This window comes from Streptomyces marianii (assembly GCF_005795905.1).
Taxonomy (GTDB): domain Bacteria; phylum Actinomycetota; class Actinomycetes; order Streptomycetales; family Streptomycetaceae; genus Streptomyces; species Streptomyces marianii.
This window is the reverse complement of sequence record NZ_VAWE01000001.1, coordinates 5,604,588-5,620,727: the sequence shown is the minus strand read 5'-3', so window position 1 is coordinate 5,620,727 and position 16,140 is coordinate 5,604,588. Positions and strand designations below refer to the sequence as shown.

General features: G+C 71.5%; 12 protein-coding genes. 6 read left to right on the top strand and 6 right to left on the bottom strand.

Going from position 1 to position 16,140, the window contains the following annotated elements:
- Positions 1-7 precede the first annotated feature (7 nt).
- Positions 8-1,237: a GNAT family N-acetyltransferase gene (locus tag FEF34_RS25490; RefSeq protein ID WP_138055229.1), complete on the top strand. Its 1,230-nt coding sequence runs from the start codon at positions 8-10 to the stop codon at positions 1,235-1,237.
- Positions 1,238-1,425: 188 nt separating this feature from the next.
- Here the strand turns inward: FEF34_RS25490 and FEF34_RS25485 are convergent, their stop codons facing one another.
- From FEF34_RS25485 to FEF34_RS43965, 4 genes are all read right to left on the bottom strand, one after another.
- Positions 1,426-2,244, bottom strand: coding sequence for an Fpg/Nei family DNA glycosylase (locus FEF34_RS25485; RefSeq protein ID WP_138055228.1), 819 nt, complete (start codon positions 2,242-2,244; stop codon positions 1,426-1,428).
- Positions 2,244-2,738: a ribose-5-phosphate isomerase gene (locus FEF34_RS25480; protein WP_138055227.1), complete on the bottom strand. Its 495-nt coding sequence runs from the start codon at positions 2,736-2,738 to the stop codon at positions 2,244-2,246. The genes FEF34_RS25485 and FEF34_RS25480 overlap by 1 nt, the downstream gene beginning before the upstream one ends.
- A gap of 504 nt (positions 2,739-3,242) precedes the next feature.
- The gene (locus tag FEF34_RS25475) at positions 3,243-3,839 is read right to left on the bottom strand and encodes a biotin transporter BioY (protein ID WP_138055226.1); all 597 of its coding nucleotides are present in this window, start codon (positions 3,837-3,839) and stop codon (positions 3,243-3,245) included.
- Positions 3,840-4,169: 330 nt separating this feature from the next.
- Complete coding sequence (locus FEF34_RS43965; RefSeq protein WP_171053087.1) at positions 4,170-4,367, bottom strand: hypothetical protein; 198 nt, start codon at positions 4,365-4,367, stop codon at positions 4,170-4,172.
- Between the two features lie 103 nt (positions 4,368-4,470).
- On the opposite strand from FEF34_RS43965, the gene FEF34_RS25465 reads away from it, so the two are divergent.
- Complete coding sequence (locus FEF34_RS25465; protein WP_234042556.1) at positions 4,471-5,952, top strand: amino acid permease; 1,482 nt, start codon at positions 4,471-4,473, stop codon at positions 5,950-5,952.
- A 334-nt stretch (positions 5,953-6,286) separates the two neighbouring features.
- Positions 6,287-6,931 (top strand): superoxide dismutase, encoded by a 645-nt coding sequence (locus FEF34_RS25460; RefSeq protein WP_138055225.1) that lies wholly within the window; start codon positions 6,287-6,289, stop codon positions 6,929-6,931.
- 165 nt (positions 6,932-7,096) lie between these two features.
- Here the strand turns inward: FEF34_RS25460 and FEF34_RS25455 are convergent, their stop codons facing one another.
- Entirely contained in the window at positions 7,097-7,729 is a 633-nt protein-coding gene (locus FEF34_RS25455; protein WP_138055224.1) for a DsbA family oxidoreductase, read from the bottom strand.
- Positions 7,730-7,865: 136 nt separating this feature from the next.
- Here FEF34_RS25455 and pepN point away from each other — a divergent pair, with 136 nt between their 5' ends.
- Positions 7,866-10,457: an aminopeptidase N gene (gene pepN, locus FEF34_RS25450; RefSeq protein ID WP_171053086.1), complete on the top strand. Its 2,592-nt coding sequence runs from the start codon at positions 7,866-7,868 to the stop codon at positions 10,455-10,457.
- Positions 10,458-10,676: 219 nt separating this feature from the next.
- Positions 10,677-11,684 carry a hypothetical protein gene (locus tag FEF34_RS25445; protein ID WP_138055222.1) on the top strand — a complete coding sequence of 336 codons (1,008 nt, stop codon included), beginning with the start codon at positions 10,677-10,679 and terminating at the stop codon, positions 11,682-11,684.
- 206 nt (positions 11,685-11,890) lie between these two features.
- Here the strand turns inward: FEF34_RS25445 and FEF34_RS25440 are convergent, their stop codons facing one another.
- Positions 11,891-12,358, bottom strand: a complete 468-nt coding sequence (locus FEF34_RS25440) for an NUDIX hydrolase (RefSeq protein WP_138055221.1) — start codon at positions 12,356-12,358, stop codon at positions 11,891-11,893.
- A 415-nt stretch (positions 12,359-12,773) separates the two neighbouring features.
- Here FEF34_RS25440 and FEF34_RS25435 point away from each other — a divergent pair, with 415 nt between their 5' ends.
- On the top strand, positions 12,774-16,103 hold the full coding sequence (locus FEF34_RS25435; protein WP_171053330.1) for a S8 family serine peptidase: 3,330 nt from the start codon (positions 12,774-12,776) through the stop codon (positions 16,101-16,103).
- The last annotated feature ends 37 nt before the right edge of the window (positions 16,104-16,140 follow it).

Sequence of the window (16,140 nt, the reverse complement as noted above, 5' to 3'; positions counted from 1 at the left end):
ATGGCGCATGACGACTGAACTGCGGGTACTCCGTCGCGAGGAGTGGGACCGGTGGTACGGGAGGCTGGAGCTCGCCTTCGGCGGCGTCCCGGAGTCCCCGTCGGAACGCGAGCTCTGGAACGAACTCACGGAGTGCGAGCGTTCGATCGGCGTGCGGGACGGCGGAGAATGGGTCGGCACGGCAGGGGCGTTCTCCTTCCGGGTGTCGGTCCCGGGCGGCGCCTTCGTCCCCGCCGCCGGGGTCACGATGGTGAGTGTGGCCGCCACCCACCGGCGGCGCGGGGTGCTCACGTCGATGATGCGTCGCCAGCTGGACGACGTCCGCGCGCTGGGTGAGCCGCTGGCGCTGCTGACGGCCTCCGAGCCGGAGATCTACGGCCGGTTCGGATACGGCATCGCGACCCACCAGCTGAATCTGGAGATCGACACCGTGCGTGCGCGGATCACCGCGCCGCCCGGGACGGACGACGTGCGGCTGCGGTTCGCCCCGGCCGCGGAGTCGGCGGAGGCGTGCGAGGCGCTGTACCGGAGCACGCTCGGCTCACGGCCCGGGATGCTCGCGCGCACCCCCGGCTGGGAGCGGCTTCCGCTGCTCGACCCGCCCGCCCTACGCCAGGGCGCCTCGGCGATGCAGTGCGTCCTCGCCGAACGGGACGGCGAGGTCGTGGGCTACGTCCGCTTCCACAACAAGCCGGATTGGGACGCCTCGGGGCCGAACGGCTCGATCCTGCTGCGGGACATCGACGCGCTGGACCCGGCTGCGTACGCGGCGCTGTGGCGCTTCCTCTTCGGCATCGACCTGACGTCGCGGATCCGGGCGCGCAACCGGCCGGTGGACGACCCGCTGCTGCATCTCGTCTCGGACGTCCGGCGCTGCGGCGTCCGGGTGCGGGACTCGCTGCACGCCCGGCTGGTCGACGTGGGGGCGGCACTGGAGGCTCGGACGTACCGGACGCCGGTGGACGTGGTGTTCGAGGTCGAGGACGCGTTCTGCCCCTGGAACGAGGGCCGTTGGCGCCTCTCGGGGGACGCCAAGGGCGCGTCGTGCGAGCGCGCGGCGGGCCCGGCCGATCTGTCCCTGGACGTACGGGAGCTGGGCGCCGCCTACCTGGGCGGCGTGACGCTTTCGTCCCTGGCGGGGGCCGGCCGGGTACGCGAACTGCGCGGTGGCGCGCTGGCGGAGGCGTCGACGGCCTTCGCCTCCGACGTGGCGCCCTGGCTGCCGCACGGCTTCTAGTCCCGGGTCGGGCGACGTTCGCCCCGTCGCGACGGCCTGCGCGGAGACTCGCTGCGTCGTCGGAGTCATCCTCGTACTGGACGTACTCGGATGACTCCGACGACGCAGCGAGCGTGCGTGCGTGCCAGGCGTCGCGGGCCAGGAGGGACTTGCCCAACACGCCCTGGACCCCGTGCACGGGACAGCCCTCAGGCGGGCTGGCAGCCGGGGCACCAGAAGAGGTTGCGGGCGGCGAGACCGGCGGTGCGGATCTCGCCGCCACAGACATGGCAGGGCAGCTGTGCCCGGCGGTACACGTAGACCTCGCCTCCGTGGTCGTCGACGCGCGGCGGCCGGCCCATCGCCTCCGGAGTGTGCTCGGGCCGGACGGTGTCGATGCGGTTGTTCCGTACGCCCTCGCGCATCAGGCCGACCAGGTCCTCCCAGAGGGCGTTCCATTCCCGCTCGGTGAGATCCCTGCCCGCGCGGTACGGATCGATGCCGTGCCGGAAGAGGACTTCCGCTCGGTAGACGTTACCGACGCCCGCGACGACCTTCTGGTCCATGAGCAGGCCGGCGATCGTCGTGCGGGAACGGGAGATCCTCGCCCAGGCGCGCTCGGGGCCGTCGGCGGGCCGCAGCGGGTCGGGGCCCAGCCGCGCGTGTATCGCGGCCTTCTCGCCGTCCGTGATCAGGGCGCAGGCCGTGGGGCCCCGCAGATCGACGTACGACCCGGTGTTGGCGAGCCGCAGGCGCACGGTGTCGGTGGGCGGCGGCGCGGGCGCGTCGCCGAAGTCCACCTTGCCGAACAGGCCGAGGTGGATGTGGATCCACTCACCGCCGTCAAAGCCGCCGAAGCCGAGGAAGAGGTGCTTGCCGTGGGCCTCGGTGCGCTCGAGGGCCGTGCCGTCGAGCAGCGCCGCGGAGTCGGCGAACTTGCCCTGCGGACTGGTGACCCGCACGGACCGGCCGCCGAACCGTTTCCGGTAGTCGGCGGCCAGTCGGTGGATGGTGTGCCCTTCGGGCATCAGGCGGTCGGCTCCTGGGGGTGGTGGGCCGGGATCGGGGGGAGCTCGCCGGTGGCCTCGTACCGCTCGAGCATCTCGATGCGGCGGGTGTGGCGCTCCTCGCCCGAGTACGGGGTCTTGAGGAAGGCCTCGACGAAGGTGGTGGCCTCGTCGGTCGTGTGCATCCGGGCACCGACCGCGATGACGTTGGCGTTGTTGTGCTCACGCCCAAGGGCGGCGGTCTGCACGCTCCAGGCCAGCGCGGCCCGGACGCCCTTGACCTTGTTCGCGGCGATCTGCTCGCCGTTGCCGGAGCCGCCGATCACGATGCCGAGGCTGCCGGGGTCGGCGACGGTCCGCTCGGCGGCGCGCAGGCAGAACGGCGGGTAGTCGTCCTGGGCGTCGTAGACGTGGGGGCCGCAGTCGACGGGCTCGTGGCCGTGGGCCCTGAGCCACTCGACAAGGTGGTTCTTGAGTTCGAAGCCGGCATGGTCGGAGCCGAGGTAGACGCGCATGGTCCGAGTGTGGCACGCGCGAGGCGGGGCAGCCGTCAGCGGGGTCCGGCGACGGGCCCTGTCGGATGAACCGCTCGACTGCGGAGAGCGATGATGCGACGTGCCCGTCACCACGATCGGCAGCCAGGTGTTCCTTACCGACGGAACGACGGAACGACGGACTGACGGGGCATCCGCTCGAACGCTCGGGCTCGCCACCCGAGCGAACCGCACACGCAGGGAATCGCCCCCCAACCCCCGGCCGACGCTCACGAAGGCAGGCACGAACGCCGGTGACCCGGCCTCTCCCAGCCTTCCGACGGTCTCAAGGGGCTGACACCGACCGCCGTCGCTCCCGCTCCGGGCCCGGCGGCGGGAACGGCACCCGACGGAACGAGGGGTGTCCCGCGCTTTCGTGCGGGGCACCCCTCGTCTTGTGCGGTCACCGTCCGCCGTGCGGAACCGACCCGGTGCCCGACCCGCCGTCGGCCTCGGACGCGGGACGGCGCCGGACGTCGGGGGCGCTCAGCCCCGGCGGCCGAGGAGCTTCCAGGCGGCGGGCAGCGCGCCCATCGCGAGCGCGGCCTTGAACGCGTCGCCGATCAGGAACGGGGTGAGGCCGGCCGCCACGGCCTGGGGCAGCGTCATGCCGGTGGCGAGCGCCAGGTACGGCACGCCGATCGCGTAGATGATCGCGGAGCCGAGCACCATCGCGCCCGCGGTACGCAGGACGGAGCGGTCCGCGCCGCGCCGGGCGAGGGCACCGACGACGGTGGCGGCGACCAGCATGCCCAGGATGTAGCCGAGCGACGGCATGGCCCAGCCGGAGGACGCCTCGGCGAACCAGGGCATGCCCGCCATTCCGGCGAGGGCGTACAGGGCGAGCGAGAGGAAGCCGCGGCGAGCGCCGAGCGCGGTACCGACCAGCAGGGCGGCGAAGGTCTGGCCCGTGACCGGGACCGGGGAGCCCGGCACGGTGACGGAGATCTGCGCGGCGACACCGGTGAGCGCGGCGCCGCCGACGACCAGGGCCACGTCCACCGCGGACTTGGCGCGCGATGCGGGCAGCAGATCGGCGAGGACCAGCCCCGGGCGGGGGGCGGAAGCGGCAGCAGTGCTCATCGGGACTCCGGGTACGAGGGCGGTGACGCCGTGGTGGGCGTTGACGTCGTTGTGGACATGGCGACGTTAGCCCAGCGGTGAACGACCGATCACCGTCAGTCGACGACAAAGGCCCACGACGCCGCATGGTGGAGTTCACACAAATTGATGACGGCAAGCGCTGGAAGCGCGTGATGCTCATCACTCAGGTGGTGGAGCATCGACGCCGTTTTGGTGAAGCGGGCGAGGCGCGGAGAGACTGTAGGGTCTTGCCAAAATCCAGCAAAGCCGAGAGCCCCGAGCACATGCGCGACGCACCGCCCGGCCTGGGTACTGATCTCATGATGGTCCTCAACCGCTGCCGACCTCGCCGCCACGCGGAACTTCGGTGGCGCTCGCCGGGATCGCGGCCGTGCTCGTGTTGATGCTCGGCGACCAGGCCACCCGGCCCCAGGTGCCGTGGTCGGCCGCGGCGACGGCGCTGGTGCTGCTGGTGGCGGGACTACGGGAGTTGCGCGACATACGGGCGAGCCGTGTGCAGTTCTTCACATTGCGTGAGCATCTTGTCCGTATAGCGGACATCAATGCTCGGTGATCGGTACTCCCCCAGACTATGGGCCACTCCCCCATCCGCTCATGAACAGGCACACCCATGTCTCGGACCTCGGCGCCCGAACCCGCCGGCCCGCAAGCCGGCTCGTCGCTCGCCCACGGCCTCAAGCAGCGCCATCTGTCGATGATCGCCCTCGGCGGGGTGATCGGCGCCGGCCTCTTCGTCGGCTCCGGTGCCGGTATCGCCGCCGCCGGCCCGTCCATCGTCATCGCCTACGCCGCGTCCGGCCTGCTCGTCATGCTCGTGATGCGCATGCTCGGCGAGATGTCCGCGGCGAACCCGGCCTCCGGCTCCTTCTCCGTGCATGCCGAGCGGGCGCTCGGCCCCTGGGCGGGCTTCACCGCGGGCTGGTCGTTCTGGGTGCTGCTGTCCGTCGCCGTCGGCCTGGAGGGCATCGGCGCGGCGAAGATCGTCAGCGGCTGGCTGCCCGGAACCCCGGAATGGGCCTGGGTCGCGCTGTTCATGCTGGTGTTCTGCGGCACCAACCTGGCGGCGGTACGCAACTTCGGCGAGTTCGAGTTCTGGTTCGCCGCACTCAAGGTCGGCGCGATCACGCTCTTCCTGATCCTCGGCGGCCTGGCCATCCTCGGCGTGCTGCCGGGGACGGAGGCGCCCGGCACCGCCAACCTCACGGGCGGCGGAGGGTTCCTGCCGCACGGGGCGGAGGGGCTGGTCATCGGACTGCTCGCGTCGGTCTTCGCATACGGCGGCCTGGAGACGGTGACCATCGCGGCGGCCGAGTCCGAGCACCCGGTCCAGGGTGTCGCCCGAGCCGTGCGCACCGCGATGTGGCGGATCGCGCTCTTCTACATCGGCTCCATGGCGGTCATCGTCACGCTCGTGCCGTGGGACGACCCGGACGTCGCCAACCCCGACAAGGGCCCGTACGTCACCGCGCTGAACCACCTCGGCATCCCCGGCGCCGGTCCCGTGATGCAGATCGTCGTGCTGGTGGCGCTGCTGTCCGCGATGAACGCCAACATCTACGGCGCCTCCCGTATGGCGTACTCCCTGGTCGCGCGAGGCCAGGGCCCGCAGGCGATCGGCCGGGTCTCGGGCGGGGTGCCGCGGATCGCGGTGCTGGTCTCCTCCGTCTTCGGCTTCCTGTGCGTGCTGCTCAGCTACTGGCGTCCGGACGACGTCTTCCCGTGGCTGCTGAAGATGATCGGCGCCGTCATCCTCGTCGTCTGGCTGTTCATCGCGGTCTCCCAGCTGGTGCTGCGGCGTCGCACGGAGCGCGATGCCCCCGAGAAGCTCGCGGTGCGGATGTGGCTGTTCCCGGTGCTGACCTGGGTCGCCATCGCGGGCATGCTCGCCATCTTCATCCTGATGCTGCGCCAGCCCGGCACCCGTGACCAGCTGATGGCGACCGGTCTGATGACGCTGGTGCTGGCCGCCTCCGGCGCGGTGATGCAGCGCAGGCGCAGGGCCGGGCGCGAGAACGGCGCGACGGGCGGCCCCGGCGGCGCCGGGACCGCCGAGCGGGACACGGTGCCCGCGGCGGAGGCCGCCGAGTACTGAGCGGGAGCCGTCCACGGCACAGGACCCCCGGACCCGGAAGGGCCGGGGGTCCTCGCGCGTGCGGAGCGGGGGGCGGCCTCGGGCGCACGGCCCTCGGCACACCGGCGGACCGCACGGGCGGCCCGTGACGTACGCGCGGACGATGACGCCCGCCGGACTGCGGGAGGTCGCGCCGTACGCACGGTGGCCATGACCTGGCGCCGATTCCGCCGGGCCTCGCCCCGTCGCGACGCCCGACGCGGCACCGGGTCGAAGGACTGATCACGTCGCGACTCCTCCTGCTGCTAACCTGCAATTGCGAACTAGTTGCAATAAGCAGTCGGAGGGCTCGGACATGGCCATGTACACGCTTCCTGAACTTCCGTACGACTACGCGGCCCTGGAGCCGGTGATCAACCCGCAGATCATCGAGCTGCACCACGACAAGCACCACGCCGCCTATGTCAAGGGCGCCAACGACACCCTCGAGCAGCTGGCCGAGGCGCGCGACAAGGAAGCCTGGGGCTCGATCAACGGCCTGGAGAAGAACCTCGCGTTCCACCTCTCCGGCCACATCCTGCACAGCATCTACTGGCACAACATGACCGCGCCCAAGGAGGGCGGCGGCGGCGAGCCGCTGGCCGCGGACGGTGTCGGCGAGCTGGCGGATGCGATCACCGACTCCTTCGGCTCCTTCGCCAAGTTCAGGACCCAGCTGTCGAAGGCCGCCGCGACCACCCAGGGCTCGGGCTGGGGCGTGCTCGCCTACGAGCCCGTCAGCGGCCGGCTGATCGTCGAGCAGGTCTACGACCACCAGGGCAACGTCGGCCAGGGCTCTGTGCCGATCCTGGTCTTCGACGCCTGGGAGCACGCCTTCTACCTGCAGTACAAGAACCAGAAGGTGGACTTCATCGACGCCATGTGGGGCGTCGTCAACTGGCAGGACGTGGCGAAGCGCTACGCCGAGGCCAGGGACCGCACCCCGCTGATCACGCCGTGACCCCGGCCCCGTCACGGCCGTAGGCCGTCCTGCTCGTGATCGTCTTCTCAACCCTCACCGGCAGGCGGAAAGAAGAAGGACCCCCGCGGATGGGGCACCTCCCGGGCAGTGCTCCGGGGGTGTGACTCGCGGGGGTCCTTCCCTTTCCGGCCAGGGGCGGGTGCGTCAGGAGAAGTCGGGACCCTTCGTCCGGGTGCGCTTGATCTCGTAGAAACCCGGGATCGACGCCACCATCAGCGTGCCGTCCCACAGCCTGGCCGCCTCCTCGCCCTTGGGCGCCGGGGTGACGACGGGGCCGAAGAACGCGATCTGCCCCCCGTCCGCGCCCGGCACCGCGATCACGGGCGTGCCGACGTCCTGGCCGACCTTGGAGATGCCCTCGTCGTGGGAGGCGCGCAGCTCGGCGTCGTAGGCGTCCGAACCGGCGCAGTCCGCGAGCCCGGCCGGCAGGCCGACGGCCTCCAGTGCCTCCAGGACCACCTCGGACGTGATCCCGCGGCCCTCGTTGTGGATCCGGGTGCCGAGGGCGGTGTAGAGGGGGCCGACGACCTCGTCGCCGAACTTCTGCTGAGCGGCGATCACGACGCGCACGGGACCCCAGGCGTTCCTCATCGCCTCCCGGTACTCCTCGGGAAGCTCGTCCAGCCGGTCCTCGTTGAGCACCGCCAGGCTCATGACGTGCCAGCGGACCTCCACCGGCCGCACCTTCTCCACCTCGAGCATCCAGCGGGAGGTCATCCAGGCCCAGGGGCACAGCGGGTCGAACCAGAAGTCGGCGGGGGTCCTGTCGTCGGACATGTCACTCCTCGTACTCGTGATGGGCGCGCGCTCCGGGGACTGAACACCGGCGCTCGCCGACCGCATTCCCCTGTGCCCCCGGTCACGACCGCGTGCGAGGATCGGCCCTGTCCGAACGAGACACGAAGGAGTGGACGTGCCCGGAGAGAATCTGTCCCGCGACGAGGCCCGCACCCGGGCCGAGCTGCTGTCGGTCGACGGGTACGAGGTCTTCCTCGACCTGCGGTCCGCGACCGCGGGGAGCGAGGAGGCGCAGCCGCGGACGTTCCGCTCGGTCACCACGATCAGGTTCCGGCGCACCGGCGAGGGCGACAGTTCCTTCGCCGATCTCGTCGCCCCTTCGGTGAACGCGGTGACGCTGAACGGCCGCGAGCTCGACCCGGCCGAGGTCTTCGACGGCTCCAGGATCGCCCTGAGCGGCCTGCAGACCGAGAACGTCCTGGTGGTGGACGCGCAGTGCGCGTACAGCCGGACCGGCGAGGGCCTGCACCGGTTCGTCGACCCGGAGGACGGCGAGGTCTATCTGTACACGCAGTACGAGCCCGCCGACGCCCGGCGGGTCTTCGCCGACTTCGAACAGCCGGACCTGAAAGCCCCGTTCCGATTCGAGGTGGCCGCGCCCGAGGACTGGACGGTCTGGAGCAACGGTGCGGTCGAGTCCCGGGAGGGCGGGACCTGGCGGTTCGCGGAGACCAAGCCGATCTCCACCTACATCACGGCCGTAGTCGCCGGTCCCTACCACCACGAGTCCGACCTCTACACCCGCACCCTCGACGACGGGCGGACGCTGGAGATCCCGCTCGGCGCCATGTGCCGCAGGGGTCTGGCCAAGCACTTCGACGCGGACGACATCTTCCTGGTCACCAAGCAGGGCCTGGACTTCTTCCACGACCACTTCGACTACCCGTACCCCTTCGGGAAGTACGACCAGGCGTTCGTGCCCGAGTACAACATCGGCGCGATGGAGAACCCGGGCTGTGTGACCTTCCGGGAGGAGTTCGTCTTCCGGGGCAAGGTGACGCAGGCGTCCTTCGAGCGCCGGGCGAACGTCATCCTGCACGAGATGGCGCACATGTGGTTCGGCGACCTGGTCACCATGCAGTGGTGGGACGACCTGTGGCTGAAGGAGTCCTTCGCCGACTTCATGGGGGCGTTCTCGCTGGTCGAGGCCACCCGCTTTCGCAACGGCTGGGTGACGTTCGCCAACAACCGCAAGGCGTGGGCGTACCGGGCCGACCAGTTGCCGTCCACGCACCCGGTCACCGCGGACATCCACGACCTGGAGGACGCCAAGCTCAACTTCGACGGGATCACCTACGCCAAGGGCGCCTCGGTCCTGAAGCAGCTGGTGGCGTACGTGGGGCCCGACGCGTTCCTGGAGGGCGCGCGACGCTACTTCAAGCGCCACGCCTACGGCAACACCCGTCTCGACGACCTGCTGTCCGTGCTGGAGGAGACCTCCGGACGGGACATGAAGGCGTGGTCGCGCTCGTGGCTGGAGACGTCGGGGGTCAACACGCTGACGCCCCGGATCACCTGTGACGCGGGCGGCCGGATCACCGAGCTGGCGGTCGTGCAGGACGGCGAGACCGGGTCCGCCGCCCCGTCGCCGGCGCGGCCGCACCGGGTGGCCGTCGGCCTGTACCGGCACGAGGGCGCCGAGCTGGTCCGCTACGCCCGGGCCGAGGTGGACGTCACCGGTACCCGGACGGTCGTGGAGGAGCTGGCCGGCCGGGAACGTCCGGCGCTGGTGCTCGTCAACGACGACGACCTCACCTACTGCAAGGTCCGGTTCGACGAGGGCTCCCTGGAGACGCTGCGCGGCCACCTCGGTTCGGTCACGGACCCGCTGGCGCGGGCGGTGTGCTGGTCGGCCCTGTGGAACCTGACGCGGGACGCGCTGATGCCCGCACGGGACTTCACCGGGATCGTCCTGGACTTCGCCGGGCGGGAATCGGACATCGGCGTGCTGCAGATGGTGCACGCCTGGGCCCGCACCGCCCTCGTCCACTACGCGGCGCCCGAGTGGCGCGAGGAGGGCGGCCGGCGGCTGTCGGAGGGGGCGCTGCGCGAACTGCGGCTCGCGGAGCCGGGCAGCCAGCACCAGCTGACCTGGGCACGGTTCTTCGCGTCCGTGGCGGCCACGGACGCGGATCTCCAGCTGCTCCGGGGGCTGCTGGAGGGCAGCGCCGAGATCGACGGACTCGACGTGGACCAGGAGCTGCGCTGGGCGTTCCTGGAGCCGCTGGCCTCGCACGGGGTGGCCGACGAGACCGCGGTCGCCGCGGAACTGGCTCGCGACGACACCGCGTCCGGCAAGCGCCACCAGGTGCGCTGCCTGGCCGCGCGGCCCTCCGCCGCGGTCAAGGACCAGGCGTGGGCGCAGGTCGTGGAGTCGGACGCGCTGTCCAACGCGCTGGTGGAGGCGACGATTTCGGGCTTCACCCAGGCGTCGCAGCGGGCACTGCTCGCGCCGTACGCCGAGAAGTACTTCGCGGCGATCGAACGGGTCTGGGCGGAGCGGTCGATCCAGATCGGCATGGACGTGGTCCGGGGTCTCTTCCCCGCTCTCCAGGACGACGAGGCCACGCTCCGGACGACGGACGCGTGGCTCGGCTCCCACCCGGACGCGCCCCCGGCGCTGCGCCGGCTGGTGCTCGAGTCCCGGGACGACCTCGCCCGGGCGTTGCGGGCCCAGTCCTGCGACGCGGCGGCCTCCGGCCGCTGACGGCGACGCCGTTCCGCTGCCGCCGGCTCCCCGCCGGGCCCAGGAGCCCGGTGGGGGCGCCCGATCGGCAGAACCGATCGGCAGAACCGATCGGCAGAACTGATCGGCAGAACTGATCGGCATTCGAACGTCCGTACTTTAGGACGGGGATGTCCAGAATTGTCGACGGCTGTGTAACAGGTGGTTAGGAGCCTGCGGCCGCACGGGAATTGGCGGGGCATGAACCACAACACGCCCCTGTCCCCCCGCCCGTTGAGCGACCTCTCCGATGTACGGCGGCGCGTGCTGTCGGCCGCGCAGCTGCGCGCCCGGGGCGTGACCGCCGAGCGCGTCGCCGAGCGATGCGCCCCCGGCGGTCCCTGGCAGCAGCTCCTGCCCGGTGTGTTCGTGCTGCACCCGGGGACGCCCACCAGCGAGGAGCGGCTGCACGCCGCGGTGACGTACGCCGGCCGCCCCGACGAGGGCGAGGTCATGGTGACGGGGCTGGCGGCGCTCGCGCTGCACCAGTTCGCCTCCGTGCCGTCCCTGACGGCTCTGGAGCGCATCGACGTGCTCGTGCCGCGCACCCGGCGGCTGCGCTCGGCCGGCTGCGCCCGGCTGATCCGGACACACGCGATGCCGAGGCCGGACGTGGTGACGGGACTGCCCGTCGCCCCCGTGGCGCGCGCGCTGGCCGACGCCGTCGCACGGCTGACCGACCCCGGGGCGGTGCGCCGGCTGCTGACCGAGGCCGTGCGGGCAGGCCACTGCGAACCGGGCGCCGTGGTGGCCGAGTTGACCCGTGCGCGGCTGCTGTCCCGTCCCCACGTCGTGGACGCGGTCGACCGCCTCCTCGCCGAGGGGCGTACGGTCGCAGAAGGCCGCCTCTACGACCTCGTACGGCTGTACGGGCTTCCCGAACCGGTGTGGAACGTGGATCTGCGTCTGCCGGGCGGCCCTCAGCTGGGCAGCGTGGACGCGTACTGGCCCGAGCAGGCCGTCGCCGTCGAACTCGACACCCGCGCCCCGCGCCCCGCGGCCGCCCCGGACGGGCCCGACGCGGACCCGGAGTGGTCCGCGTCCGGCCGCAGGCGCGAGCATCTGGAGCGGCTCGGGATCACCGTCGTACGGATCGCGCCCAGGAGGCTGCGGGACTTCCCCGTGCAGCAGGCGATGGTGCTCCGTACGGCCCTGATGGCCTCCTCGGACCGGGAGCCGACGCCGTATGTCGTCGTACTCCCCCGCTGAGGGCGACCTCCCGGCCGTCGGGACGTCCGGTCGCCTTCCCGGCCACGGGCCCGACGGGCTCGCTGTCGGTGCCGGAGCAGTGCCGGCCGCCACCGGGCCGAACTGCGGCAGGACGTGCCGTCAGGCGAATCTCCCGTCCGCGTGCCGTGCGGACAGGACCCCGGGCGGCCGGGCGCAGTTGGGGGTGCGCGCGGGCCGAGCGGACGTCAGCCCGTGCCGTGGATCCCGCCTTCCACACGGCCTAGCGCGGGCCGCGTCCGCCACAGCTCCAGTCCGATGTCGACCAGCGCTACCCGCTCGAGTGCCGCGACAGAGCCCAGGGGGTGCCAGGCGGCGAGGTCGGTGGACCCGTCGGGCTCGGGGCGCGGCTCACCGTCGGTGATCCTGGCCTCGTAGACGATGCGCAGACTCTGGAAGTCCACACCGGGGCCGAACCTGCCGGGCCTGCGCGTGGTCATGGAGTCGACCCCGAGCAGCGCCGTCACCTCGGCCGTGCAGCCCGTCTCCTCGGCCACCTCGCGCACGACCGTCGCAACCGGATCCTCGCCGTGGTCCATGCCCCCGCCGGGCAGGGTCCAGCGCCTGGCTCCGTCGCGTGCCACCCACCGCGCGAGAAGCATCCGCCCGTCCTGTACGCACACGGCGTACGCCGCGACCCTCAACTGCTGCTCCATGCGCTGAGGTTAGGCGTCGAGCCGGCCGTGCGCCCGCCCCTCGCACCGACCACCCGCCGGACGGCGGCGAAGGCGCCCCGGCGCTACGCGCGGACGCACGAGAGCTGACCGCCCGAAGGGGGCACCGACGCTCCGCGACCCTGGACACGTCCGGCGTCCGGCATCGAATCCGGTGAACGGTGCCGAATCCGTGGGCCGATTCCGGAAACTGTCCATTGTTGAACGGCCTGACAGGTCGGATGGATGGGCTATCCACCCCTTTGCCTCCTGTGGCGCATGTTCCGCCAGTGGCGGATCTCCGCCATGACCGCATCCCGCCTCTGCCAACTCTCCACAAACCCCTGTCACTTGCGAAAGGCTGAGCGGTCGTCCGGTACCGAATTCCGGACCCTTCTTTCACAAAACAGGGATGCTGATGACAACCCTCGAGTCCCAGGGCTCCATATCCGGGCCAAGACGCGTGGCCCGGATCGCCGCCGCCGCAGGCCTCGTGGCCGCGCTGGTGGCCACCGGCGCCGCCCCCGCCTTCGCCGCCACCTCGCTGGACGACCCGGCGGGCGGCCCGGTCAAGACCGCCGAGACGCCCGCCGACAAGCTCGGCCGGGCGGACGCCCAACTCCTCGCCGAAGCCGAGGTGAAGGGCCAGAAGACCGTCACCGTGATGGTCGCCACCGTTCCCGGCCGGACCGAGCAGGTCGCCGACCAGCTGGACGCCGTTCCCGGCGCCGTCGTCGGCCAGACGGACGACAAGCTCGGCTACGTCCGGGCCACGCTCCCCACCGCCAGGGCGAAGAGCGCCCTCGGCAAGGCCGGTGAACTCTCCACGGTCCAGGGCATGGACCTCCAGCGCGAGATCAAGCTGGACGATCCGAGGCCGGACGCGGGCGCCAGGGGTACCGCTTCCGCCGCCTCGAAGTCGGCCACGTACCCGGCGCCGGGCAGGAAGACCCCGGCGAAGAACCCGTACAACCCGTCCCACGAGACCGGTGCGGTGGAGTTCGTCGAGGACCACCGGAGGGCCGACGGCCGCGGCGTGACCATCGGCATCCTCGACTCCGGGATCGACCTGGGCCACCCGGCCCTGCAGAAGACCACCACCGGCGAGCGCAAGATCGTCGACTGGGTGACCGCGACCGACCCGGCGAGGGACGGCGACGGCACCTGGCGGCGGATGGACACCGGGGTGACCGGCCCCGTGTTCACCGTGGGCGACCGCAGCTGGAAGGCACCGGCCGGCGAGCACCGGTTCAGCGTCTTCGAGGAGCGGGCCACTCTCGGCGGCGACATGGCCGGAGACCTCAACCGCGACGGTGACACCACCGACAAGTGGGGCGTGCTGTACGACGCCGCCGCCGGCACCGTCCGCGTCGACCTGAACGACGACGCCGACTTCACCAACGACGTCGCGATGAAGCCGTACAAGAACGGCCACCAGGTCGGGTACTTCGGTACCGACGACCCCGCCACCGAGATCGCCGAGCGCATCCCGTTCGTGGTGGAGATCCGCAAGGACGTCGAGTTCGAGGCCGGGAAGTTCTCCGACTACGTCAACATCGGCGTCATCGAGGGCTCGCACGGCACCCACGTGGCCGGCATCGCCGCCGCCAACGGCCTCTTCGGCGGCCGGATGAACGGCGCGGCGCCCGGCGCCAAGCTGGTCTCGTCGCGCGCCTGCACCTGGAGCGGCGGCTGCACCAACATCGCGCTGCTCGAGGGCATGCGCGACCTCGTCGTCAACCGCGGCGTGGACATCGTCAACATGTCCATCGGCGGTCTGCCCGCGCTGAACTACGACGACAGCGACCGCGGCGACGACGCGGACAACGCGCGCGCCCTCCTCTACAACCGCCTGATCGACACCTACGGGGTCCAGCTGGTCATCTCGGCCGGCAACTCGGGTCCCGGCGTGAACACGATCGGCGACCCCGGCCTGGCGAACAAGGTCGTGTCGGTCGGCGCGGCGATCTCCCGCAGCACCTGGGCCGCCAACTACGGTTCGCAGGTCAAGAAGCGGTACAGCATGTTCAACTTCTCCTCCCGAGGCCCGACGGAGAACGGCGGCTTCACGCCGACGATCTCCGCGCCCGGCTCGGCGATCAACACGATCCCGACCTGGCAGGCGGGCGCCCCGGTGGCCGAGGCCGGCTACAGCCTGCCCGCGGGCTACGGCATGCTGAACGGCACGTCGATGTCCTCGCCGCAGGCCGCGGGCGCGAGCGCGCTCCTCATCTCCGCCGCCAAGCAGCGCCACATCAAGCTCTCCCCGCTCACCCTGCGGACCGCGCTGACCAGCACCGCCAAGCGCATCCCCGGAGTGAAGGCGCACGAGCAGGGCGCGGGGCTGATCGACGTCGAGGAGGCCTGGGAGTCCATCCGGGACGGCGCCACCGCCCACGCCTACTCGGTGAAGGCACCGGTCGACACCGCGCTCGACCACCTGCTGAAGCCGGAGGCGGGCTTCGGAGCCGGCATCTACGACCGCGAGGGCGGGCTGAAGCCCGGCCAGCGCAAGACGTACGACGTCACCATCACGCGCACCAGCGGCCCGAACCGGCCGATCGAGCACGAGCTGGACTTCCGTAACAACGACGGCACGTTCCGTATCCTCGGCGACGACGAGGTGGATCTGCCGCTGAACCAGCCGGTCACCGTGAAGGTGCAGGCCAGGGCCGCTTCCGCCGGTGTGCACAGCGCCATCCTGGAGGCGGACGACGAGCGCACCGAGGGTGTCGACAAGCAGATCCTCACCACCGTGGTCGCCTCGAACGAGCTGGTGAAGCCGGGCTATTCCTACTCCGCCAAGGGGTCGGTGCAGCGCAACGGCTTCAAGTCCTACTTCGTCACGGTGCCGCAGGGCGCCAGGACGCTGGAGGTCGCGCTCGGCGGTCTCGCCGCGGGCAGCCAGACCCGGTTCATCTCGATCCACCCGTACGGCGTGGCCTTCGAGAGCACGTCATCCACGGTCTGCTACCCGAACTACGACAACCCGGCCAACACCTGCCGCCCGGACGTGCGCTCCTACCCGAACCCGCAGCCGGGCGTCTGGGAGATCGAGGTCGAGTCGCGCCGTACGTCCCCGGTGCTGGACAACCCGTACAAGCTGGACGTCACGCTGCTCGGCGCCACCTTCGACCCGGCGGTGAAGACCCTCCCGGAGGCCGAGGTCGGCACGCCGGCGACGGTCGACTGGAAGGTCACCAACGACGCGGCCGCGCTGGAGGGCAAGCTGCAGGGCGGCTCGCTCGGCTCCGCGAAGACGGCGGCGCCGACCATCGCGCAGGACGAGCGCCAGGTGTCCACGGTCACGATCGGCGAGGGCGTCGAGCGGCTGGACGTCGTCATCGGGAACACCTCCGACAAGGGCGCCGACCTGGACCTCGCGGTCCTCAAGGACGGCAGGCTCGTCGGCCAGTCCGCGGACGGCGACTCCGAGGAGTCGGTGTCCCTGGCGAACCCGGCCGCCGGTACGTACACGATTCTCGTCGACGGCTACGCGGTGGCGCCCGGCGGCACCACGTACGACTACAAGGACGTGTACTTCTCCTCGGCGCTCGGCACCGTGAAGGTCGACGAGTCGAAGAGCGTCTCGCTGGCCAACGGCGCGAGCGCGCAGGTCTCCGCCGAGGTTCTGGTGGGCGGTCCCGCGCCGGAGGGCCGCCGGTTCTTCGGCGAGGTCCGGCTGCTGAACGCGCGCGGCACCGCCGCGGGCACCGGCAGCGTGGTGATCGAGAAGGTCGTCCCGTAACGGAATGACCTGGTCACGAGGGCGGGCGTCCGGCGGG

Coding starts and splice junctions, on each gene's coding strand:
- FEF34_RS25460 (WP_138055225.1), top strand. CDS start 6,287: ATGGCCATGTACACGCTTCCTGAACTTCCGTACGACTACGCGGCCCTG.
- FEF34_RS25490 (WP_138055229.1), top strand. CDS start 8: ATGACGACTGAACTGCGGGTACTCCGTCGCGAGGAGTGGGACCGGTGG.
- FEF34_RS25475 (WP_138055226.1), bottom strand. CDS start 3,839: ATGAGCACTGCTGCCGCTTCCGCCCCCCGCCCGGGGCTGGTCCTCGCC.
- FEF34_RS25480 (WP_138055227.1), bottom strand. CDS start 2,738: ATGCGCGTCTACCTCGGCTCCGACCATGCCGGCTTCGAACTCAAGAAC.
- FEF34_RS25435 (WP_171053330.1), top strand. CDS start 12,774: ATGACAACCCTCGAGTCCCAGGGCTCCATATCCGGGCCAAGACGCGTG.
- FEF34_RS25455 (WP_138055224.1), bottom strand. CDS start 7,729: ATGTCCGACGACAGGACCCCCGCCGACTTCTGGTTCGACCCGCTGTGC.
- FEF34_RS25440 (WP_138055221.1), bottom strand. CDS start 12,358: ATGGAGCAGCAGTTGAGGGTCGCGGCGTACGCCGTGTGCGTACAGGAC.
- FEF34_RS25485 (WP_138055228.1), bottom strand. CDS start 2,244: ATGCCCGAAGGGCACACCATCCACCGACTGGCCGCCGACTACCGGAAA.
- FEF34_RS25465 (WP_234042556.1), top strand. CDS start 4,471: ATGTCTCGGACCTCGGCGCCCGAACCCGCCGGCCCGCAAGCCGGCTCG.
- FEF34_RS25445 (WP_138055222.1), top strand. CDS start 10,677: ATGAACCACAACACGCCCCTGTCCCCCCGCCCGTTGAGCGACCTCTCC.